At 73.2% G+C, this 20,236-nt stretch carries 15 protein-coding genes and 1 pseudogene; 7 read left to right on the top strand and 9 right to left on the bottom strand.

Going from position 1 to position 20,236, the window contains the following annotated elements; genetic code table 11:
• Window positions 1–88: 88 nt before the first annotated feature.
• Window positions 89–376 (top strand): annotated as a pseudogene (locus PV341_RS21240) (aromatic-ring hydroxylase C-terminal domain-containing protein); the annotation flags it as partial.
• A gap of 181 nt (window positions 377–557) precedes the next feature.
• Window positions 558–1,313: an SDR family NAD(P)-dependent oxidoreductase gene (locus PV341_RS21235; RefSeq protein ID WP_500329436.1), complete on the top strand. Its 756-nt coding sequence runs from the start codon at window positions 558–560 to the stop codon at window positions 1,311–1,313.
• Window positions 1,314–1,406: 93 nt separating this feature from the next.
• On the opposite strand, the gene PV341_RS21230 is transcribed toward PV341_RS21235, so the two are convergent.
• Entirely contained in the window at window positions 1,407–2,600 is a 1,194-nt protein-coding gene (locus PV341_RS21230; RefSeq protein ID WP_500329435.1) for an RtcB family protein, read from the bottom strand.
• A 215-nt stretch (window positions 2,601–2,815) separates the two neighbouring features.
• On the opposite strand from PV341_RS21230, the gene PV341_RS21225 reads away from it, so the two are divergent.
• The 3 genes from PV341_RS21225 (at window position 2,816) to PV341_RS21215 (ending at window position 5,777) form a co-directional block, all read left to right on the top strand.
• Window positions 2,816–3,622, top strand: coding sequence for a hypothetical protein (locus tag PV341_RS21225; protein ID WP_500329434.1), 807 nt, complete (start codon window positions 2,816–2,818; stop codon window positions 3,620–3,622).
• Window positions 3,623–3,687: 65 nt separating this feature from the next.
• Window positions 3,688–4,389, top strand: a complete 702-nt coding sequence (locus PV341_RS21220; RefSeq protein WP_500329433.1) for a DUF3558 family protein — start codon at window positions 3,688–3,690, stop codon at window positions 4,387–4,389.
• A gap of 119 nt (window positions 4,390–4,508) precedes the next feature.
• Window positions 4,509–5,777, top strand: a complete 1,269-nt coding sequence (locus PV341_RS21215) for a DUF2637 domain-containing protein (RefSeq protein ID WP_500329539.1) — start codon at window positions 4,509–4,511, stop codon at window positions 5,775–5,777.
• A 4-nt stretch (window positions 5,778–5,781) separates the two neighbouring features.
• Here PV341_RS21215 and PV341_RS21210 read toward each other — a convergent pair whose 3' ends face one another.
• Together PV341_RS21210 and lysS are read right to left on the bottom strand one after the other, a co-directional pair.
• On the bottom strand, window positions 5,782–8,391 hold the full coding sequence (locus PV341_RS21210) for an MXAN_6230/SCO0854 family RING domain-containing protein (protein WP_500358713.1): 2,610 nt from the start codon (window positions 8,389–8,391) through the stop codon (window positions 5,782–5,784).
• Between the two features lie 340 nt (window positions 8,392–8,731).
• Window positions 8,732–10,396 carry a lysine--tRNA ligase gene (lysS, locus tag PV341_RS21205; protein WP_499513276.1) on the bottom strand — a complete coding sequence of 555 codons (1,665 nt, stop codon included), beginning with the start codon at window positions 10,394–10,396 and terminating at the stop codon, window positions 8,732–8,734.
• A gap of 128 nt (window positions 10,397–10,524) precedes the next feature.
• Here lysS and argS point away from each other — a divergent pair, with 128 nt between their 5' ends.
• Window positions 10,525–12,273: an arginine--tRNA ligase gene (argS, locus tag PV341_RS21200; RefSeq protein WP_500329431.1), complete on the top strand. Its 1,749-nt coding sequence runs from the start codon at window positions 10,525–10,527 to the stop codon at window positions 12,271–12,273.
• Window positions 12,274–12,365: 92 nt separating this feature from the next.
• Window positions 12,366–13,190, top strand: a complete 825-nt coding sequence (locus tag PV341_RS21195) for a DUF4253 domain-containing protein (protein WP_500358712.1) — start codon at window positions 12,366–12,368, stop codon at window positions 13,188–13,190.
• An 82-nt stretch (window positions 13,191–13,272) separates the two neighbouring features.
• Here the strand turns inward: PV341_RS21195 and PV341_RS21190 are convergent, their stop codons facing one another.
• The 6 genes from PV341_RS21190 to PV341_RS21165 all read right to left on the bottom strand — a co-directional run bounded on the left by PV341_RS21190 (window position 13,273) and on the right by PV341_RS21165 (window position 20,200).
• The gene (locus PV341_RS21190; protein ID WP_500329429.1) at window positions 13,273–13,599 is read right to left on the bottom strand and encodes a hypothetical protein; all 327 of its coding nucleotides are present in this window, start codon (window positions 13,597–13,599) and stop codon (window positions 13,273–13,275) included.
• Window positions 13,600–14,158: 559 nt separating this feature from the next.
• The gene (hemB, locus tag PV341_RS21185; protein WP_500358711.1) at window positions 14,159–15,160 is read right to left on the bottom strand and encodes a porphobilinogen synthase; all 1,002 of its coding nucleotides are present in this window, start codon (window positions 15,158–15,160) and stop codon (window positions 14,159–14,161) included.
• A 156-nt stretch (window positions 15,161–15,316) separates the two neighbouring features.
• Window positions 15,317–17,053, bottom strand: coding sequence for a bifunctional uroporphyrinogen-III C-methyltransferase/uroporphyrinogen-III synthase (locus tag PV341_RS21180; protein WP_500329426.1), 1,737 nt, complete (start codon window positions 17,051–17,053; stop codon window positions 15,317–15,319).
• Entirely contained in the window at window positions 17,050–18,018 is a 969-nt protein-coding gene (gene hemC / locus PV341_RS21175) for a hydroxymethylbilane synthase (RefSeq protein WP_500336370.1), read from the bottom strand. Before hemC ends, PV341_RS21180 begins: the two co-directional genes overlap by 4 nt.
• Entirely contained in the window at window positions 18,015–19,433 is a 1,419-nt protein-coding gene (locus PV341_RS21170; RefSeq protein WP_500329424.1) for a glutamyl-tRNA reductase, read from the bottom strand. Before PV341_RS21170 ends, hemC begins: the two co-directional genes overlap by 4 nt.
• A complete protein-coding gene (locus PV341_RS21165; protein ID WP_499513268.1) occupies window positions 19,430–20,200 on the bottom strand; it encodes a redox-sensing transcriptional repressor Rex in 771 nt (256 codons plus the stop codon). The genes PV341_RS21170 and PV341_RS21165 overlap by 4 nt, the downstream gene beginning before the upstream one ends.
• Window positions 20,201–20,236 lie beyond the last annotated feature (36 nt).

Below are 20,236 nucleotides of genomic sequence, written 5' to 3'. Positions count from 1 at the left end.
TCGTGTGTTTTGCTTTTTTTTTTAAAAGGCTGAGCAGGCAGGCGACCCAGACGCGGGATGTGGGGGGCCGGCTCAGCCCCTAGCAGGCAGGGTCCCCCCCGACCTGCCGCTGCGGGAGGGCCGGCTGTACGAGGCCCTGCGCGCCGGCCGCTTCGTGCTCGTCGCCCCCGAGGGCGCGGCGGCCGGACCCGCCGACGCGCGCGCCGTCCACGTCACCCGTACGGACGGTGGCCGCACCACGCTGCTCGTACGCCCCGACGGCTACGTCGCCTGGGCCGCCGACGGCGCCGCCGGCGGCGACCACGACGCCGCCCTCACCGCGTGGGCCGGGGAGGCAGGGCACATGACCCGGCCGACCGCGGGCATCCGCAGCTGACGGCCGCCGGGCACGGTACGGGCGGCCGAGTTCAGCGGCGGGGAGCCGGTGTTCCTTCCGTGGTTCACCCGGCGGACCGCCCTGAGAGCGCTCGGCACCACCGCGCCTATGCTGCAAGCGTAGGCGGGCACTTGCCCCTCCCGACCTCCCGACCTCCCGACCGGCGAAAGGCAGCACGACCATGAGCCCCCGTACCGCAGTCGTGACCGGCGCGAGCAGCGGCATCGGTGCCGCCACCGCCCGCAGGCTGGCCGAAGCCGGCTACCACGTCGTGCTCACCGCCCGCCGCGCAGACCGCCTGGAGGCGCTCGCCAAGGAGATCACCGCCGCGGGCCACTCGGCCGCCGCCGTGGCCCTCGACGTCACCGACCGCGGCGCCGTCGACGCGCTCGCCGCCTCGCTGGACCGGGTGGACGTCCTGTTCGCCAACGCCGGCGGTGCCCTCGGCGCGGACCCGGTCGCCACCGCCGACCCCGAGGAGTGGCGCACGATGTACGAGGTCAACGTCCTCGGCGTGCTCCACACCGTCCAGGCGTTCCTGCCCGGGCTGATCGCCTCCGGCGACGGGACCGTGGTCGTGCTCTCCTCCACCGCCGCCTTCACCCCGTACGAGGGCGGCGGCGGCTACGTCGCGGCCAAGCACGGCACCCACGCGCTCGCCGGCACGCTCCGCCTGGAGCTGCTCGGTGAGCCGGTCCGCGTGATCGAGATCGCCCCCGGCATGGTCAAGAGCGAGGGCTTCGCGCTCACCCGCTTCCACGGCGACGAGGAGAAGGCCGCCGCCGTCTACGCGGGGGTGGCCGAGCCCCTCACCTCCGAGGACATCGCCGACACGGTCACCTGGGCGGTCACCCGCCCGTCCCACGTCAACGTCGACCTGCTGGTCGTCCGCCCCCGTGCCCAGGCCGCCCAGCACCGGGTGCACCGGGAGCCGTAACCGCCCGGCGGGGGCGTCACCGCTGCACCCACCGTCGCCGTGGGACCGGCGGGTCCGGCGGCCGCGCACGGCCCCGGACCCACCCGCCCGGGCTCAACCCTTGACGCAGACGACCTGCTTGAGCTTCGCGACGACCTCCACGAGGTCCCGCTGCTGCTCGATCACCTTCTCGATCGGCTTGTACGCGCCCGGGATCTCGTCCACCACGCCCGAGTCCTTGCGGCACTCGACGCCCTTGGTCTGTTCCTCCAGGTCCCGCGTGGAGAACCGCTTCTTCGCCGCGTTGCGGCTCATCTTGCGGCCCGCGCCGTGCGAGGCGGAGTTGAAGGCGTCGGTGTTGCCGAGCCCGCGGACGATGTACGAACCCGTGCCCATGGAGCCCGGGATGATGCCGTGGTCGCCGCTGCCCGCCCTGATCGCGCCCTTGCGGGTGACGAGCAGGTCCATGCCGTCGTAGCGCTCCTCCGCCACGTAGTTGTGGTGGCAGGAGATGACCTCGTCGAAGGTGACCCTGGCCTTGCGGAACTCGCGCCGCAGCACCTCCTGGAACAGGGCCATCATGATCGCGCGGTTGCGCTTCGCGTAGTCCTGGGCCCAGAACAGGTCGCGCCGGTAGGCCGCCATCTGCGGGGTGTCCGCGACGAAGACGGCCAGGTCGCGGTCGACCAGGCCCTGGTTGTGCGGCAGCTTCTGGGCCTCGCCGATGTGGTGCTCGGCGAGTTCCTTGCCGATGTTCCGCGAACCGGAGTGCAGCATCAGCCAGACCGCGCCCTCCTCGTCGAGGCAGACCTCGATGAAGTGGTTGCCGGAGCCGAGCGTCCCCATCTGCTTCGTCGCGCGCTCGTACCGGAACCTGACGGGCTCGGCCAGGTCGTCGAAGCCGTCCCAGAAGCGGTCCCAGCCGGCCGAGGGCAGGCCGTACAGCCGGGCGGGGTCGACGGCCTCCTCGTGCATGCCGCGGCCGACCGGGATGGCCTGCTCGATCTTGGAGCGGAGCCGCGAGAGGTCACCGGGCAGGTCGTTCGCCGTCAGGGAGGTCCGCACCGCGCTCATGCCGCAGCCGATGTCCACGCCGACCGCGGCCGGGCAGACCGCGCCGTGCATCGCGATCACCGAGCCCACCGTCGCGCCCTTGCCGTAGTGGACGTCGGGCATGACGGCGAGTCCCTTGATCCACGGCAGCGAGGAGACGTTGCGCAACTGCTGCATGGCGACGCCCTCGACCGCGGCCGGGTCGGTCCACATGCGGATCGGTACCTGCACTCCGGGCACTTCGGTGTACGACATCTCGTTCCCCCCTGGGTCGGACGGTGGAATCCATCAAGGCAACACAAACAACACGTCTTAATGGAAAGCGAAATAAAGGGTGAAGTCAGCCATACAGCCCCATGATCCGGCGACGGCCGCAGCGCGTGCGGTAGACATTGTGTCTACCCGTCGCCCACCCCCGCCAAGGGATTTACGCGGGCGCCGGACGACCGCCGGAGGAAGGGGCCACCTCAGTGCAGCCAACGGGAGACCGCGTCCACCGGATCCGGGGCCTGCTGGCCGCGGCGTGCACGACGGCGCTCGCCGTCGCCGCACTGGCCGGGTGCAGCGGGTCGGGCGGCTCCGGGGACGGCGCACGCAACGGCGACACCGCGGACGGCAGGCAGTCCACCCCGGCGGCCCCGCCCGGCCGCTACCGGGTGCTGCCCGAGCCGTGCGGTTCGGTCGCCGCGGACACCCTCGGGAAGTTCGTCCCGGACGCGGACGACGACGCGGGCGAGGCGACCGTGACGTTCGACACGGACCGCAAGGTGGGCTGCAAGTGGACCGGCCGCACCGACCTCGGCAACCGCTACCTCCGGATCGACCTCGAGCGCGTCGTGTCGTACGACACATCCGTCAGCGACGAGAGCCAGGCCACGGCGGACTACGACAGCCGGGCCGCGGAGGCCCACATCCCGGCCGCCGCGGCGCCGGCCGACGCCGTCGCGTCCGCGTCGGCCACCGCGGGTCAGCCCAGCTCGCAGGCCGGGAGCCCGGCGGTTCCGGACTCCCCTTCGCCGTCCGTGACGGCCACCGGCGAGACCGCCCCGCGCACCCTGGACGACCTCGGCGACGGGGCCTTCCTCGACGACGTCCTCAAGGACCAGGGCCCCGGACTCCACCGCGACGTCACCGTCGTCTTCCGCATGGCGAACGTCCTGGTCACCGTCGAACTCTCGCAGTGGTCAACGGACAAATCGGTCGAACCGCCCAGCGAGGAGCTGCAGCTGGGGGCCCGCCAGGTCGCGGCGGAGCTCGCAGATCAACTCGACGAATGAGGCGAAGCGCGTAGTCTGGCCGTTTGTGCCATGACATGACACGCACCGAAATGAGCGAAGGACCCATGCACCGATCAGCCCCGCACCTCGCCCGCCTGCTCGTCGGCGCGGCCGTGCCGGTGATGCTCGTCGCCGGCTGCTCCTCCGGCTCGGACTCGTCGAAGGACGACGCGCAGAAGGCGGCCGCATCCGCCCCCGCGTCGAAGTCCGCGTCACCGTCGCCCAGCGCCGTCGCCGCCAGGTACGCCGAACTCCCCGACCCGTGCCGGGTCATCGGCGCCAAGACCGTCAAGTCCCTGGTTCCGAAGGCCAAGAAGCCGGCGGGCACCCCCGCGCACTCGGCCGAGCGCGACGAGCGCGGCGGCTGCTCCTGGAACGGCCTGGACGGCTACCAGTACCGCTGGCTGGACGTCTCGCTCCAGCGCTACGACGCGGTCGCGGGCCTCGGCTCGGCCGAGGAGCAGGCGAAGGAGCGCTACGCCGAGCAGGTCGCCGAAGCCGGCAAGGCGAAGGGCGCCAAGAGCACGCCGGTCACGGTGGACGGCGTGTGGGACGCGGGCACCGCGGTCACCTCGTCGGTCAAGAAGGACAAGGAGGAGTACCGGGACGTCACGGTCGTCGCCCGCACCGGGAACGCCGTGCTGGTGCTCACCTACAACGGCGCGGGCCTCGAGGACGCGAAGACCCCGGCCGAGTCCGGTCTGAGGTCCGGAGCGCTCAAGGCGGCCAAGGAGGCGGCCGCCGCGGTCGCGGCGGCGAACGCGTAACAACTGCGGGATCCGCTGTACCGATTCACCACGTTTGGGCAACCTGCCCGTTGCCCCGTGTGGCAGGCTGGGCAGGCCAGTTTCCGAGCCTGGGAGGGTCGCGGGTGTCCGCGATACGCATGAACCGGACGCACCGGATCCTGATCGGTGTGGTCGTCACGGGCGCCGTGGTCATCGCCGCGATCGGCTTCGCGGGCTCGTACGCGGCCGTGCGCGAGCTGGCGCTGCGCAAGGGCTTCGGCTGGTTCGCCAACGTCTTCCCGGTCGGCATCGACGCCGGGATCGTGGTCCTGCTCGCGCTCGACCTGCTGCTGACCTGGCTGCGCATCCCGTTCCCCCTGCTGCGCCAGACGGCGTGGCTGCTGACGGCAGCGACGATCGCCTTCAACGGCGCGGCGGCCTGGCCCGACCCGCTCGGCGTCGGGATGCACGGCATCATCCCGATCCTCTTCGTCGTCTCGGTGGAGGCGGCCCGGCACGCGATCGGCCGGGTCGCCGACATCACCGCCGACAAGCACATGGAGTCGGTCCGGCTCGCGCGCTGGCTGCTGGCGCCGTTCGCGACCTTCCGCCTCTGGCGGCGCATGAAGCTGTGGGAGCTGCGCAGCTACGACGAGGTCATCCGGGTCGAGCAGGAACGTCTCGTCTACCGGGCCCGGCTGCGCGCCCGCTACGGCCGCGCCTGGCGCCGCAAGGCCCCGGTCGAGGCCCTGATGCCGCTGAAGCTCGCCCGGTACGGGGTGCCGATGGAGCAGACCGCCGCCATCGGCCTCGCCGCGGCGGGCATCGAGCTGCCGGCCCCCGCCGTCGCCGCGCTGCCCGCCCCGGAGGCCGCACCGGAGGCCGCACCGGCACCCGCGCCCGCACCCGAGGAGCCCGTCCCGGCCCCGGCACCGGCCCCCGAACCGGTCCTGGCCGAACCGCAGGTCCCGTACCGGGCCCCCGCTCCCGCGCCGGAACCGGCACCCGAGCCGTACCAGGCACCGGAGCCGTACCAGGCGCCCGCCCCCGCGGTCGACCCGGTCACCGCCCCGATCACCGCCCCGGTCGGCGCAGGGAACCGACGCCGCGCCCTCGCCGACGGCAACGGCGTGATCCCCACTCCCCGCAGCGAGTTCGCCCCGGAGCCCGACCCGGACTACTACCCCGAGCCGGAGCCGGAGCCCGTCACGGAGGACACCTCCCGCGAGGAGATATACGACCGCGCCTTCCGGGCCTACCACCAGCAGTTCGGCAACTTCCCCAACGCCCGCCAGTTCGGCCTGATCCTGCAGGACCGGTACGGCATCTCCAGCCCCAACGGCGGCCCCCTCAGCGAGAGCACACTGCGCCCCTACGTCCGCGACCTGCGCCGCCGCCTCGAACTCGACGGCCAGTACGCGTCGTAGCGCCTCAGCCGGCGGCCGGGGCCGGGGCCAGCGAGGCGACCACGTCGGACGCCGACAGCAGCCGCGCCTTCGCCGCGTCGAGGGCCGCCGGGTGCAGCGCGAACACCTCGCCGCCCTCGGCCACGGCGACGTCGCCGCGCAGCAGGTACGCCAGCCGGGCCGCCTCCGGCACGGCGCCGTCCGCCGGGTCGCCGGACGGGGTCCCGATCCGCGCGGCGAACTCCGCCGCGGACTCGGCCTCCCGGCGCCGGTAGGCGGTCGTGGAACCGTCCGCGTGCCGGATCAGGACCGTCGCGGCGCGCGCCGCGGCCTGCCAGACGGCCAGTTCGCCCAGCCCCACGCGGGCCCCGGAGGCGAACACAGTGGTGAGGGCCTTGCCGAGCGCGGCGAGGTCGTCGCCGTGCCGCGCCACGCAGTGGCCGGTGCCGGTGACGCCCTTGACCACGTCGAGCCACCGCATCGTGCGGGCCGCCACGTCGATCACCAGCGGCACGCTCGCGCGGGCCCGTCCGGTCAGGTCGTAGCGCTGCTCCACGGCGCGTGCGTCGAAGACCGGCCCGGCGTCCCCGGGCTCGTCGCGCGCCATGAGCCCGGCGAAGCCCTCCGCCAGGTCCTCGAAGGGGACGTTGTTGTACGAGAAGACCACCGCGACCAGGTGGCGGACCCCGGCGTCCGCCAGCTTGTCCAGGTCGAGGTCGACGAACTCGCTGGCGCCCTGCGGCGCGGGGGCGCTGGTGAGGTCGCCGGAGTGCACGGCGGCGTCCTCCGCGAACCGCAGGCGCGTGTAGTCGCAGTGGCCGACCGGGTTCCACTCCGCGTCGAACAGGGCGGTGGACAGGTCGAGATCGGTCCGTCCGGACCGCTCGCTCTCCATCCAGTGCAGGAACAGCCGGACCGTCCTCCCGTCCGGCACGGGCAGCTCGCTGCCGCGCGGCAGGGTCACCAGGGCGCGTGAGGCGGTGCGCTCGGTGAACGGCGCGATCAGGCCGTCAAGGCCCGCGTCCACGACGGCGACGTCGACCGCCTCCCGCTCCGCCGCCCGCCGCAGCACCTCGGCGTGGAGGACGGCCACGGCCTTCCCGACCACGTCGGCCGCGATCGGCAGCCGGTCGTCGTCCGCCAGGTGCGCCTTGGCGCTGCCGCCCTTCGGGAAGAACACCCGGGTGCCGTCCGCGTGCGGACGGCTGCGGAGGGCGCCGAGCGCGGACAGCAGCACCGCGGGCGACACCCGGGGCACCGCCGTCTCCAGCGCCGACAGCACCACGTCCGCCTCCGCGGCCTCGGACAGCCGCAGCAGGTGGTCGAGCCGGCGTACGAACTCGCCCGGCCGCCGGCCCAGCAGCGCGACGGCCGCCGGTACGTCCATGGCGTCCAGCGCGGCCTCGACCCGGCCCGCCCAGCCGTGCACCCGTACCGTCGTCCCCGTCGCGTCGATCCGCGGCGCGCCGTCGGCCGCCGTCCGCAGGGTCGCGGTCAGCGCGTCGCCGTCCGCGAGCCGGGTGTCGCGCAGCGCCGCGACGGCCAGTGCCGCCCGCGCGAAACGGCCCGCGTGCTCGAAGGGGTGCAGGAGCTCCGCCGCCCGCAGCCAGGCGTGCCGGTGCCGGCGCATGTCCTGTGCGACCAGGTCCGGAGCGAGTCCGTCGAGCACCCCGAGCAAGGCGCGGCGCAGCGGCCTCGGCACCGCGCCGAAGCGCGGCAGGTCGACCAGGCCGGGGTCGCCGCCCGAGCGCACGGCGAGCAGCCGCAGCACGTCCGTCGCGGTGTCGACGCGGGCCGCGACGGCCGGGAGGCTCGTCTCGTACGCGGCGGGATCGGCCAGCAGCCAGGCCAGCACCCGGGCCTTGGTCTCCCGGCCCGGGATCTGCTCGGGCAGCCACGCCGGGGCGGCCCGGTCGCGGGTCTCCAGCAGGGCCGTGAGGTCGTCGGCGTCCTGCGGGCCCAGGGCGCCGGTACGGGCGAGGAGCCCGCGGATCTCCTCCGTGGCGTCCGCGTCCCGGGCGGCGAGGTCGCCGCCGTACTGCAGCACGCGCAGCCGCTCGGGCAACGCGCGTCGCAGCCCGCCGAAGCGCCGCGGCCGGCGCGGTCGCAGGAAGGGGTCGTCCGCGTCGATCCGGCGGTGGCAGACGGGGCACGCGGAGAAGTCCGCGCCGTCGAAGCAGGACCGGCACACCAGGTGCGCGCAGGGCGAGACCGCGTGGACGGCGCCCTCCGTGCCGCACAGCACGCAGGGCTGCTCCGGGTGCTGGAAGAGCAGGGTGAGGACACGGTCGACGTAGAAGGCGAAGGTGTCCCGCGGCGTGCTGGTGGGGAAGTCGCGGAACAGCGGCTCGTGGGGCCGGTCGGCGCCGAGCGCCTGGTCGACGTCGGCCAGCAGGGCCCGCCCGGCCGCGGTCAGCGCGGCCTCGCTCCGCTCGGTGAGCGCGGCCCGCAGCGCGGGCGCCATCAGGTGACCGCGGTCGAGGAGGTCCGCTTCCAGCAGCGCCACGCCCGCGACGGCGTCGAACGACGACTCCGCCTGGGCGGCCGGCAGGTAGACGGCTCCGCGGCGGGAGAGCAGTACGGCCGCGAGCGTGCGCGGCGCGGTGGAGGTGGCTGCGGTCGTGGCCGTGGACATCCTTGTCTCCCCCTGGTCGATGTGCGGGGCGGGAATTGGGCGCGCTGAAATCCATCGCGGAAAGCGACTTCGCAGAAGAAGGAAGCACGCCCGGGAGCCGCCCGGGACCCGGTCCCGTGCCCGGTCCCCATGTCCGGGCCGGTGAGCCGGTTTGCGTGGGCGGGGCGGGAAGCCGGTGCCCTGGTTCAGGGAAAGTGAGAGAAGGAAGCACACCGTGAGCCGCCCCGCGCCCGATGACCATAGCGCGCGCCGCTCACCGCCGCGTTCGAATATTCGCCGGCCCGCACGACGACGGCGGCGGGTGGCATCGCCACCCGCCGCCGTCACATCTGAGTCCGGCTCAGCTCGCCGCGAGCAGCTCCCGCACGCGGTCCTGACCCACCGCCAGCAGCAGCGTGGGCAGCCGCGGCCCGGTGTCCCGGCCGACCAGCAGCTGGTAGAGCAGGGCGAAGAAGGACCGCTGGGCGACCTTCATCTCCGGCGTCGGCTTGGCGTCGGGCGCGAAGCCGGCCTGGACCTTCGGCACGCCGTAGACCAAGGTGGTCAGCCCGTCCAGCGACCAGTGCTCGGGCAGCCCGTCCACCAGCAGCTTCAGCGCCTCCCGCTCCTCGCCGGACAGCGCCGCCAGGGCCTCCGCGTCGGGCTCGGTACGCACCCGGGTGCGGGCCTCGGGCTCGACGTGGGTGTTCACCCAGCGCTCGGCGCAGTCCAGTCGCGGCCGGGCCTCGTCCAGGGAGGCCAGCGGCTGCTCCTGGTCGAAGTCGCGCAGGATGCGCAGCGTCTGCTCCTCGTCCCCGGTCGTGATGTCCACGACCGAGGCGAGGGTGCGGTAGGGCAGCTTGTGCGGGGTGGTGGGCAGCTCACCGCTCGCGGTGCGCGCGGCCCGCGAGTGCACCGCGAGGTCCACCGGGGCGGCCGTGCCCTCGGCGACCTTGCGCTCCAGCGCGTCCCACTCATCGTAGGTGCGGGAGATCTCGTCGCCGAAGGAGATGTTGAACGCCTGGTTCGGCCGGCGGCGGGCGTACAGCCAGCGCAGCAGCTGCGGCTCCATGATCTGCAGGGCGTCGGCCGCGATCGGCACGCCGCCCTTGGAGCTGGACATCTTGGCCATGCCGCTGATGCCGACGAAGGCGTACATCGGGCCGATGGGCGGCTCGGCGCCGAAGATCTCGCGGACGAGCTGCTGGCCGACCATCCACGAGGAGCCGGGCGACTGGTGGTCCACGCCGGAGGGCTCGAAGTCCACGCCCTTGAAGGCCCAGCGCATCGGCCAGTCGACCTTCCAGACCAGCTTGCCGCGGTCGAACTCGCTCAGCCGCACCGTCTCGCGGTTGCCGCAGGCCTGGCACTCGTAGGTGAGGTCGGTGGTGTCGTCGTCGTAGGCGACGACCGTGGTCAGGTCCTTGTCGCAGGCCGAGCAGTAGGGCTTGTACGGGAAGTACTCGGGGGCCTGCGCGAGCGAGGCCTCCTCGTCGTCCTGCTCCTCGCCGCCCTTCTTCTTCGTCCGGTAGCGGCCGAGCACCTCGTCGATCCGCCGGCGCTCGCGCATCGCGTGCAGGATCTGCTCGCGGTAGGTGCCGGAGGTGTACTCGACGGTCTGGCTGATCTCGGTGACCTCGACGCCCAGCGCCGCCAGCGCCTCGCGGAACGGGGCCTTGAAGTGGTCCGACCACGTCTCGTACGGGCTGCCCTCGGGCGCGGGCACGGAGGTCAGCGGCTTGCCGATGTGCTCCGCGTAGGACGGGTCGTAGCCGGCCGGCACCTTGCGGTAACGGTCGAAGTCGTCCCAGGACAGGATGTGCTCGCACGGCACGCCGCGCCGCTTGATCTCATCGGCGACCAGGTGCGGGACCATGATCTCGCGCAGGTTGCCGAGGTGGATCGGCCCGGAGGGGCTGATCCCGGAGGCGACGACGATTTTCTTGCCCGGAGCCCGCCGCTCGGCTTCCGCGATGACGTCGTCCGCGAAGCGGGCGACCCAGTCGGCCTCGGTGCTCTGAGCCACTGTCTCGACTTCCTTCCACCTGTGCAGCGGGTAGCGCGGTACCCGGCAATTGTCCCAGAGAAAAATGAGTGGTAGCGCGTGGGATACTGAGGGTTGATCTCCGATCCCTCTCAGGAAGCACCCATCCCATGGCCTCGGTCAACTCGCTTTCCGCCTCGATCCAGCAGCGCGTCGCTGACGCCCTCGGTGCCGACCCGCTGCTGCGACGTAGCGACCGGGCCGACTTCCAGGCCAACGGTGTGCTGGGCCTCGCCAAGCGGAACAAGGCGAACCCGCGCGAGCTGGCCGCCGAGGTCGTGGCCGCCCTCCCGGCGGACGACGGGCTGATCTCCTCCGTCGAGGTCTCCGGCCCCGGCTTCCTCAACATCACCGTCGCCGACTCCGCGATCACCCGGACGCTCGCCGCCCGGGCCGCCGACGACCGGCTCGGCGTGCCCGCCAAGGCCACGCCCGGCGTCACGGTGATCGACTACGCGCAGCCGAACGTGGCCAAGGAGATGCACGTCGGCCACCTGCGGTCCTCCGTGATCGGCGACGCGCTCGTCAAGATCCTGGAGTTCGAGGGCGAGACGGTGATCCGGCGCCACCACATCGGCGACTGGGGCACCCAGTTCGGCATGCTCATCCAGTACCTGGTGGAGCACCCGCACGAGCTGGACCACGACGCGTCCGACGCGGGCGAGGAGGCCGGCGAGGCCTCCATGTCGCGCCTCAACCGGCTCTACAAGGACTCGCGGGCCGTGTTCGACTCCGACGACGACTTCAAGACCCGGTCGCGCAAGCGGGTCGTGGACCTGCAGGCGGGCGAGCCGGAGACGCTGGCGATGTGGCAGCGGTTCGTGGACGAGTCGAAGATCTACTTCAACTCGGTCTACGACAAGCTCGACATCGAGATCCGCGACGAGGACGTCGTCGGCGAGTCCGGCTACAACGACATGCTCGTCGAGACCTGCGAGCTGCTGGAGAAGTCCGGTGTCGCCGTGCGCTCCAACGGCGCGCTGTGCGTGTTCTTCGACGACGTCAAGGGCAAGGACGGCGAGCCGGTCCCGCTCATCGTGCAGAAGGCCGACGGCGGCTTCGGCTACGCCGCGACCGACCTGTCCGCGATCCGCAACCGCACCGCGGACCTGCACGCGGACACCCTCCTGTACGTCGTGGACTTCCGGCAGGCGCTGCACTTCAAGATGGTCTTCGAGACGGCCAGGCGGGCCGGCTGGCTGACCGACGAGGTCAAGGCGCTCCACATCCCGTTCGGCGCGCTGCTCGGCAAGGACGGCAAGCCGTACAAGACCCGGTCCGGCGAGTCGTTCCGCCTGGTGGACCTGCTGGACGAGGCCGTGGAGCGGGCCGCGACCGTCATCCGGGAGAAGTCCGCGGAGCTGACGGACGCGGAGGTCGCCGACCGGGCCAAGGAGGTCGGCATCGGCGCGATCAAGTACGCCGACCTGTCGACCTCGCTCGGCCGGGACTACGTCTTCGACCTGGACCGGATGGTCTCGCTCAACGGCGACACCAGCGTGTACCTGCAGTACGCGTACGCCCGTATCCAGTCGATCCTGCGGAAGGCGGGCGACGCGAAGCCGGCCGCCCACCCCGAGCTGCCGCTGGCCCCGGCCGAACGGGCGCTCGGCCTGCTGCTGGACGAGTTCGCGGAGACCCTGGCGGCCGTCTCGGAGACGTACGAGCCGCACAAGCTGGCCTCGTACCTCTACGCGCTGGCCTCGGCGTTCACGACCTTCTACGACCAGTGCCCGGTCGTGAAGCCCGAGCCGGCTCCCGATGTCAAGGAGAACCGCCTCTTCCTCTGCGACCTGACCGCCCGCACCCTGAGCCAGGGGATGGCGCTGCTCGGCATCCGCACGCCCGAGCGCCTCTGACGCGCCCCGCGTCCGTACGACGGCGGCCCCGGCGGGAGTCGGCACTCCCCCCGGGGCCGCCGTTGTCAGTGGGCACCCCTACATTCACGCCCATGGCGATGCTCCCCAACCAGCTCCCGAAGCTCGCACAGGACCCGGACGGCCGGTCCCTGGGCCTCGACCTCCCGCCCGGCACGCTCGTCGACGCCACGAGCGACGGCCGGTGGCCCGAACCGCTGCTCTGGCACGCGGAGGAGACCGCCGGGCCCGGCTCCTGGGAACGGCTGCTCCCCGCGCGCATGACGGCGGGACTGCACCCGGTGCTGCTCTCCATGGACGCGGCGCTGCCTGCCACGGCGGAACTGGACCCGGGGATGATGTCCTACCCGGGCGACCACGACGCCGACGAGGTGCTGGCCGACTTCTGGGGCCACGAGGACGAGGACGACGAGGACGCGGCCCCCGACGAGGACGCGGCGGACCTGGTCGCCCCGTTCGGCCGGGCGTGGCCCGGCCTCGCCCCGGCGCGGGAGTTCGAGGCCGACCCGGACGTCAGGGCGGCCGAGGTCGCCGCGACCGTGGTCGAGGCGGGGTGGTTCAAGGACCCCCGAGCGGCCCTCGTCCCCGCCCGGCGCAGCGCCGACGTCCCCGCGGCCATCGGCTGGACGGGGCCGTGCAACCACGAGAACGACGTGGCCCGGCTCTGTTCGGTGCTGCGCTCCTGGGAGGAGCGCTTCGGCGTGCGCGTCGTGGCCCTCGCCTTCGACGTGCTCGTGCTGTCCGTGGCCGCGCCGCCGGCCACCGTGCGGGAGGCCGAGGCCGTGGCCGCCGAGCACTTCGCCTTCTGCCCGGACAACATCACCCAGGGCAGCGGTTCGCTCCGTGCGTACGCCGAGTCCCTGGTGGGCGTGCCCACCTGGTCCTTCTGGTGGGACTAGAGGGATTCCCTGCCGGACCCGAGGTACGGGTGTCCTTCCCCGCGGTGGAAGGACACCCCCGAGACGACCCGGTCAGTACCGCTCAGCGGTGGAAGTGCCAGCGGTGGTCGTGACGGTGGTGGCGGTGGTGCCAACGGGGGTGGTGCCGGTGGTGGCGGTGGTACCAGCGGCCGTAACGCCCCCGGTCACGGCGGTACTCGCCGCCCCGGCCGCGGTCACCGTAGTGCCGGTACTCGCCGCCCCGGCCGCGGTCACCGTCGTGCCGGTACTCGCCGCCCCGGTCGTTTGTCGCCTGGGTCGTGTGCGACACCGCCGCCGGTGGCGGCGCTGCGGCGCCGGCGGCACCGGCCCCGCCCAGAAGGACGGCGGCCGCGACGCCCAGCGCGGCGGCGAATCGGGGAATCCGCATCGCGGTTCTCCTTTCACGGCGGAGGCCCTTGCGCCTCCGCCTGCTGTGGACTTGCTGTGAATTTGCCACCCACATCAGCCGTTAAGTCCGAATCGCGACCAAAGACACTTGATGTAATGAAATGCCGCGCAGCCTGGAACCACGCCGTCCGCTTCCGCGTCCTGCGCGCGATCATCTGAAGGCACCACGCCCGAGCAGGCGGGAAGAGCGCCGCCACCCCTCCTTCGGCAGGTGACCGCCCCGGCTGCAGACCCGGCCGAGCATGATCACTCCTCTGCCGCCGATCACGCCCCGACCGGACCCGAACGGCACGGGCACCGCGGCACGTTGCCTCACCTGCCGAACGGCAGTACCGGCGATGCACGCGGGGAAGCGACCCGCTTGGCGAGGGGTGACAGCGGGTCAGGTGGGGCGTCCCGGCGCTCTGCCGCCGATCGCGGCCATGACCGGACTCGCCTGCCCGGCGCGGCTGTTCACCGGGAGCGGCGCCCGGTGCGCGAAGACGGCCCTGACGGCGGCCGATGGGCCACCGTCAGAGCCGTCAGAGCCGTCGGAGCCGTCAGAGCTGCGCGGCCACCTCGGTCGCCCAGTAGGTGAGGATCAGCTGGGCGCCCGCGCGGCGGATGCCGGTCAGGGCCTCCATGATCGCCCGGTCGCGGTCGATCCAGCCGCGCTCGGCGGCCGCCTCGACCATCGCGTACTCGCCGCTGACCTGGTACGCCGCCACCGGCACGTCCACCGACTCGGCGACCTTCGCCACCACGTCCAGGTACGGCAGCCCGGGCTTCACCATCACCATGTCGGCGCCCTCGGCGACGTCCAGCGCCAGTTCGCGCAGCGACTCCCGCAGGTTCGCCGGGTCCTGCTGGTAGGTCTTGCGGTCGCCCTTGAGCGAGGATCCGACGGCCTCCCGGAACGGCCCGTAGAACGCCGACGCGTACTTCGCCGTGTACGCCAGCACCGACACGTCCTGGTGCCCGGCGGCGTCCAGGGCACCCCGGATCACGCCGACCTGACCGTCCATCATGCCGCTGGGGCCGACGACGTGGACTCCGGCGTCCGCCTGGACCCGGGCCATCTCCGCGTACCGCTCCAGCGTCGCGTCGTTGTCCACCCGGCCCTCGGCGTCCAGCACGCCGCAGTGGCCGTGGTCGACGTGCTCGTCCAGGCAGAGGTCGGACATGACCACCAGGGCGTCGCCGACCTCGCCGACCACGTCGCGGATCGCCACCTGCAGGATCCCGTCCGGGTCCGTGCCGGGCGTTCCCACGGCGTCCTTCTTCTCGTCCAGCGGCACGCCGTAGAGCATGATCCCGCCCACGCCCGCCTCGGCCGCCTCCACGGCGGCCTTGCGGAGGGTGTCACGGGTGTGCTGGACGACGCCCGGCATGGCGGAGATCGGCACCGGCGCGTCGATGCCCTCGCGGACGAAGGCCGGGAGGATCAGCTCGGCGGGGTGCAGCCGGGTCTCCGCGACGAGGCGGCGCATCGCGGGCGTCGTGCGCAGCCGGCGAGGCCTCGTACCGGGGAACTGACCGTATCCGCTTCCGTTTCCGCTCATCACCGCGCCGCGCCTTTCTCCGTCCCGGGCCGTTTCCGCGTTCCACGGTACGCCCGTGTGCGCCGTGCTCATGCCGACCCGGTGTCGGCCCCGGAACGCGACGGCCCCCGGCTCCACGGAGGGAGCCGGGGGCACGGAGAACACGGCCGGGTCCGGTCAGACGCGGGCCCTGCGCCGGGACCCGGGACGGCGCTCGCTGGGACGCGTCACGGGGTCGCCCGCGGCGATCGCCGCCTCGCGCCGCCGGACGCCGAAGTCCGCCAGCGCCTGCGCGAGCGCGTGGACGGACGGCTCCGGGGCCATCACGTCCACCCGCAGCCCGTGCTCCTCCGCGGTCTTCGCGGTGGCCGGGCCGATGCAGGCGATCACGGTCACGTTGTGCGGCTTGCCCGCGATGCCGACCAGGTTCCGCACCGTGCTGCTCGAGGTGAACAGCACCGCGTCGAACCCGCCGCCCTTGATCGCCTCACGGGTCTCCGCCGGCGGCGGCGACGCCCGCACGGTCCGGTAGGCGGTGACGTCGTCGACCTCCCAGCCGAGCTCCACGAGGCCCGCCACGAGGGTCTCCGTCGCGATGTCGGCGCGCGGCAGGAAGACCCGGTCGATCGGGTCGAAGACGGGGTCGTAGGGCGGCCAGTCCTCCAGCAGGCCCGCGGCGGACTGCTCGCCGCTGGGCACCAGGTCCGGCTTCACGCCGAAGTCCACCAGCGCCCGGGCGGTCTGCTCGCCCACCGCCGCGACCTTGATCCCGGCGAAGGCACGCGCGTCGAGCCCGTACTCCTCGAACTTCTCGCGGACGGCCTTGACCGCGTTCACCGAGGTGAAGGCGATCCACTCGTACCGTCCGGTGACCAGGCCCTTGACCGCGCGCTCCATCTGCTGCGGCGTACGGGGCGGCTCCACCGCGATGGTGGGCACCTCGTGCGGCACGGCACCGTAGGAGCGCAACTGGTCGGAGAGGGACGCGGACTGCTCCTTGGTGCGCGGGACGAGCACCTTCCAGCCGAACAGCGGCTTGGTCTCGAACCACGAGAGCAGGTCGCGCCGCGTGGTCGGCTCGCCGACCACGGCTATCGCCGCGATCGGGCCCTCCGGGGTGGGCAGCGCCTTCGTCGCCTTCAGCTCGGCCGCGATCGTCGACAGGGTCGCCGACCAGGTGCGCTGGCGGGTCGTCGTACCGGCGACGGTCACGGTCAGCGGGGTGTCCGGCTTGCGGCCCCCCGAGACCAGCTCCGCCGCGTTGGCGGCGACGGTCTGCAGGGTGGTGGAGACGACCAGGGTCGCGTCGCTCGTGCCCACCTCGCTCCAGCACCGTCCGGACGCGGTCGCGGCGTCCACGAACCGCACGTCGCCGCTGAGCGGCACGCCGGCGTACGCGGGCACGCCCACGGCCGCGGCCACGCCCGGGACGACCTCGAAGGGGATGCCCGCCTGCGCGCAGGCGAGCATCTCGGTGGCGGCCGCGGCGTCGAGTCCGGGGTCGCCCGCGATCGCACGGACGACCCGCTTGCCGGTGCGCGCGGAGGCCATGAAAAGCTTGGCCGCGGCGGCCGAAGGGCTCAACTCCCCCTCGGCGTCGCCCGGCTGCGCCGTGTCCACGCCCGGCCGGGCATGGGTCCGTACGACGTCCAGTACGTGCTGGTCGCCGACCAGGACGTCGGCGTGGGCGAGCGCCTCGACGGCGCGCAGGGTCAGCAGCCCGGGGTCACCGGGCCCGGCACCGAGGAAGGTGACGTGCCCGTGGGCGGAGCGCGGCGTACCCGTGCCCGCGGTCCCGGTGTGGCCCGCGGTTCCCGCGGTACCCGTACTGCCTGCCGTTCCGGCCGGTCCTGCCGGCCCGGCCGCGGTGGCGTCTGCGGTCGTGTTGGTCGCTGCGGCGGCGGTGGGGCTCAAAGTTCGCGCTCCCCCATAAGACCGGCCGCACCCTTGGCGAGCATCTCGGTGGCGAGCTCGTGGCCGAGGGCCACGGCTTCGTCCCGGGAGGCGGGGGTCGGACCGGTGATGGACATCTGCACCAGCGAGGAGCCGTCGGTGGTCCCGACGACACCGCGCAGGCGCAGCTCGGTGATCTGCCCGTCCACGACGGGGTCGGCCAGCGCGCCCACGGGCGCGGAGCAGCCGGCCTCGAGGGCGGCGAGCAGTGCGCGCTCGGCGGTCACGGCGGCCCGGGTGAACGGGTCGTCGAGCTCGGCGAGCACGCCGGCGAGCCCTGCGTCGTCCGCAGAGCACTCGACGGCCAGCGCCCCCTGTCCGGGAGCGGGCAGCACGACGTCGCAGGAGATCAGCTCGGTGGCCTCCGCGAGGCGGCCCAGCCGGCTGAGTCCGGCAGCGGCGAGCACGACGGCGTCGAGGTCGCCTGAGGCAACATATCCGATGCGCGTGTCCACGTTGCCGCGGATCGGCACGGTCTCCACGCGCACCCCCATCGAGCGGGCCCAGGCGTTCAGCTGCGCCATGCGGCGCGGCGAGCCGGTGCCGATGCGGGCGCCCCGGGGGGAGGCGGCCAGCTGCTCGAAGGTGAGGCCGTCGCGCGCGATCAGCGCGTCGCGCGGGTCCTCACGCAGCGGGACCGCGGCGAGGGTGAGGCCCTCGGGGTCGGCGGTCGGGAGGTCCTTGAGGGAGTGGACGGCGAAGTCGATCTCGCCGCGCAGCAGCGCGTCGCGCAGGGCGGAGACGAAGACGCCGGTACCGCCGATCTGCGCCAGGTGCTCACGCGAGACGTCACCGTAGGTGGTGATCTCCACCAGCTCCACGTCACGGCCGGTGATCCGGCGGACCTGCTCGGCCACCATGCCGGACTGCGCCAGCGCCAGCGCGCTGCGCCGGGTTCCCAGTTTCAGTGCGGTTGGGCTCGTCATGCCCGCCCTCGATTCGAGTCACTCGTTGCTGAAGCAGCCGACACCGCCGGCGGGACGGCCGCGGAGGGGATCACCGGCGTGCCCGGTGAGTCGGCCCTGCTGACCGCGGCGACCGCCTGGGGGTCCAGGTCGAAGAGTTCACGCAGCGCGTCGGCGTACCCGGCCCCGCCGGGCTCGCCCGCGAGCTGCTTGACCCGCACAGTAGGCGCGTGCAGGAGTTTGTCGACGACGCGGCGCACGGTCTGGGTGACCTCCGCGCGCTGCCGTTCGTCCAGGTCGGGGAGGCGGCCGTTGAGGCGCGCCAGCTCGGTGGCGACCAGGTCGGCGGCCATGGCGCGCAGGGCGACGACGGTCGGCGTGATGTGCGCGGCACGCTGGGCGGCACCGAAGGCGGCCACCTCAGCGGAAACGATCTTTCGCACCTCGTCGACGTCGGCGGCCATCGGGGCGTCGGCAGCGGCCGCGGCAATGGTCTCCAGGTCGGTGACGTGGGCGCCGTCCAGGGAGTGCACCAGCGGGTCGATGTCGCGCGGCAGGGCGAGGTCGAGCATCCCGATGGGCGCGACGGTCTCGCCGCCGGAGCGCAGGGCCCGGGAGAGCGTGGCGCGGGCGACGGTGTCGGCGGTGAGCACCAGGCCGGTCGCCCCGGTGCAGGACACGACGATGTCGGCGTACGACAGCTCGCCGGCCAGGTCCTCCATGGACGCGGCGCGGCCGCCGACGCTTTCGGCGAGGCGCTCGGCGCGCTCCTGCGTGCGGTTGACGACCACGATCTCGCCCGCCCCCGCGCGGGCGAGGGTGGCCGCGGCGAGCGAGCTCATCGAGCCGGCGCCGACGACCAGGGCGCGCTTGCCCTTGCCCCACTCCTCGAAGGGGACGCCGCCGACGGCCTCGGCCATCTGTTCCAGGCCGAAGGTGACCAGCGACTGCCCGGCCCGGTCGATCCCGGTCTCGGAGTGCGCGCGCTTGCCGACCCGCAGCGCCTGCTGGAACAGGTCGTTCAGGGACCGGCCCGCGGTGTGCAGCTCCTGGCCGAGCCCCAGGGTCTCCTTGATCTGGCCGAGGATCTGGCCCTCGCCGACGACCATGGAGTCCAGGCCGCAGGCGACCGAGAACAGGTGGTGGACGGCCCGGTCCTCGTAGTGCACGTACAGGTGCGGGGTCAGCTCGTCGAGACCGACCCCGCTGTGCCGCGCCAGCAGCGTGGACAGCTCGGCGACACCGGCGTGGAACTTGTCGACGTCCGCGTACAGCTCGATGCGGTTGCAGGTGGACAGCACCGCGGCCTCACCGGCGGGCTCGGCGGCCATGACGTCCAGCAGCAGCTTGCCCTTGGTGTCCTCACCGAGCGCCGCGCGCTCCAGGACGCTGACGGGGGCGGTGCGGTGGCTCAGTCCGACGACGAGGAGGCTCATGCCGGCATCACGGCGGGGACGTCCCCGTCAGGTCCTGGACGGCGGCCGCCGTCGCGGGCCGCCTTGGCCGCCACCGGGGGCGCCGCGAGGCTGCCCTCCAGCTCCTCGCCGGCCTTCCGCTGCTCGTGGAAGGCGAGGATCTGCAGCTCGATGGAGAGGTCGACCTTGCGGACGTCGACCCCGTCGGGGACGGTCAGCACGGTCGGGGCGAAGTTGAGGATCGAGGTGACCCCGGCGCCCACCAGGCGGTCGCAGACCTCCTGGGCGGCCCCGGCCGGCGTCGTGATCACGCCGATGGACACCTGGTTGTCGTGGACGATGCCCTCCAGCTCGTCCGCGTGCCGCACGGGCAGCCCGGCGATGAGCCGTCCGGTGAGCTGGACGTCCGCGTCGATGAGCGCGGCGATGCGGAAGCCCCGGGAGGCGAAGCCGCCGTACCCGGCGAGCGCGGCCCCGAGGTTTCCCATGCCGACGATGACGACCGGCCAGTCCTGGGTGAGGCCCAGCTCGCGGGAGATCTGGTACACGAGGTACTCGACGTCGTAGCCGACCCCGCGGGTTCCGTACGAACCGAGGTAGGAGAAGTCCTTGCGCAGTTTGGCCGAGTTCACCCCGGCGGCGGCCGCGAGCTCCTCCGAGGACACGGTGGGCACCGATCGCTCGGACAACGCGGTCAGGGCCCGCAGGTACAGCGGGAGCCTGGCGACGGTGGCCTCGGGAATCCCTCGGCTGCGGGTCGCCGGTCGGTGAGTTCGGCCAGTTGCCACGATGCTCCTGCGGGTAGAGCTGGGCTGCGGGCGGCA

Origin of the sequence: Streptomyces sp. PA03-1a, from assembly GCF_033792805.1 — a bacterium.
GTDB lineage: Bacteria > Actinomycetota > Actinomycetes > Streptomycetales > Streptomycetaceae > Actinacidiphila.
The sequence above is the reverse complement of the archived record's forward strand: the minus strand, read 5'-3'. Positions and strand labels throughout refer to the sequence as shown.

Bases quoted from the DNA above. Each gene is read 5' to 3' on its own strand.
- PV341_RS21220 (WP_500329433.1), top strand. From the start codon at position 3,688: ATGCACCGATCAGCCCCGCACCTCGCCCGCCTGCTCGTCGGCGCGGCC.
- hemB (WP_500358711.1), bottom strand. From the start codon at position 15,160: ATGAGCGGAAACGGAAGCGGATACGGTCAGTTCCCCGGTACGAGGCCT.
- PV341_RS21170 (WP_500329424.1), bottom strand. From the start codon at position 19,433: ATGAGCCTCCTCGTCGTCGGACTGAGCCACCGCACCGCCCCCGTCAGC.
- PV341_RS21230 (WP_500329435.1), bottom strand. From the start codon at position 2,600: ATGTCGTACACCGAAGTGCCCGGAGTGCAGGTACCGATCCGCATGTGG.
- PV341_RS21190 (WP_500329429.1), bottom strand. From the start codon at position 13,599: ATGCGGATTCCCCGATTCGCCGCCGCGCTGGGCGTCGCGGCCGCCGTC.
- PV341_RS21235 (WP_500329436.1), top strand. From the start codon at position 558: ATGAGCCCCCGTACCGCAGTCGTGACCGGCGCGAGCAGCGGCATCGGT.
- PV341_RS21210 (WP_500358713.1), bottom strand. From the start codon at position 8,391: ATGTCCACGGCCACGACCGCAGCCACCTCCACCGCGCCGCGCACGCTC.
- PV341_RS21195 (WP_500358712.1), top strand. From the start codon at position 12,366: ATGGCGATGCTCCCCAACCAGCTCCCGAAGCTCGCACAGGACCCGGAC.
- PV341_RS21215 (WP_500329539.1), top strand. From the start codon at position 4,509: ATGAACCGGACGCACCGGATCCTGATCGGTGTGGTCGTCACGGGCGCC.
- argS (WP_500329431.1), top strand. From the start codon at position 10,525: ATGGCCTCGGTCAACTCGCTTTCCGCCTCGATCCAGCAGCGCGTCGCT.
- hemC (WP_500336370.1), bottom strand. From the start codon at position 18,018: ATGACGAGCCCAACCGCACTGAAACTGGGAACCCGGCGCAGCGCGCTG.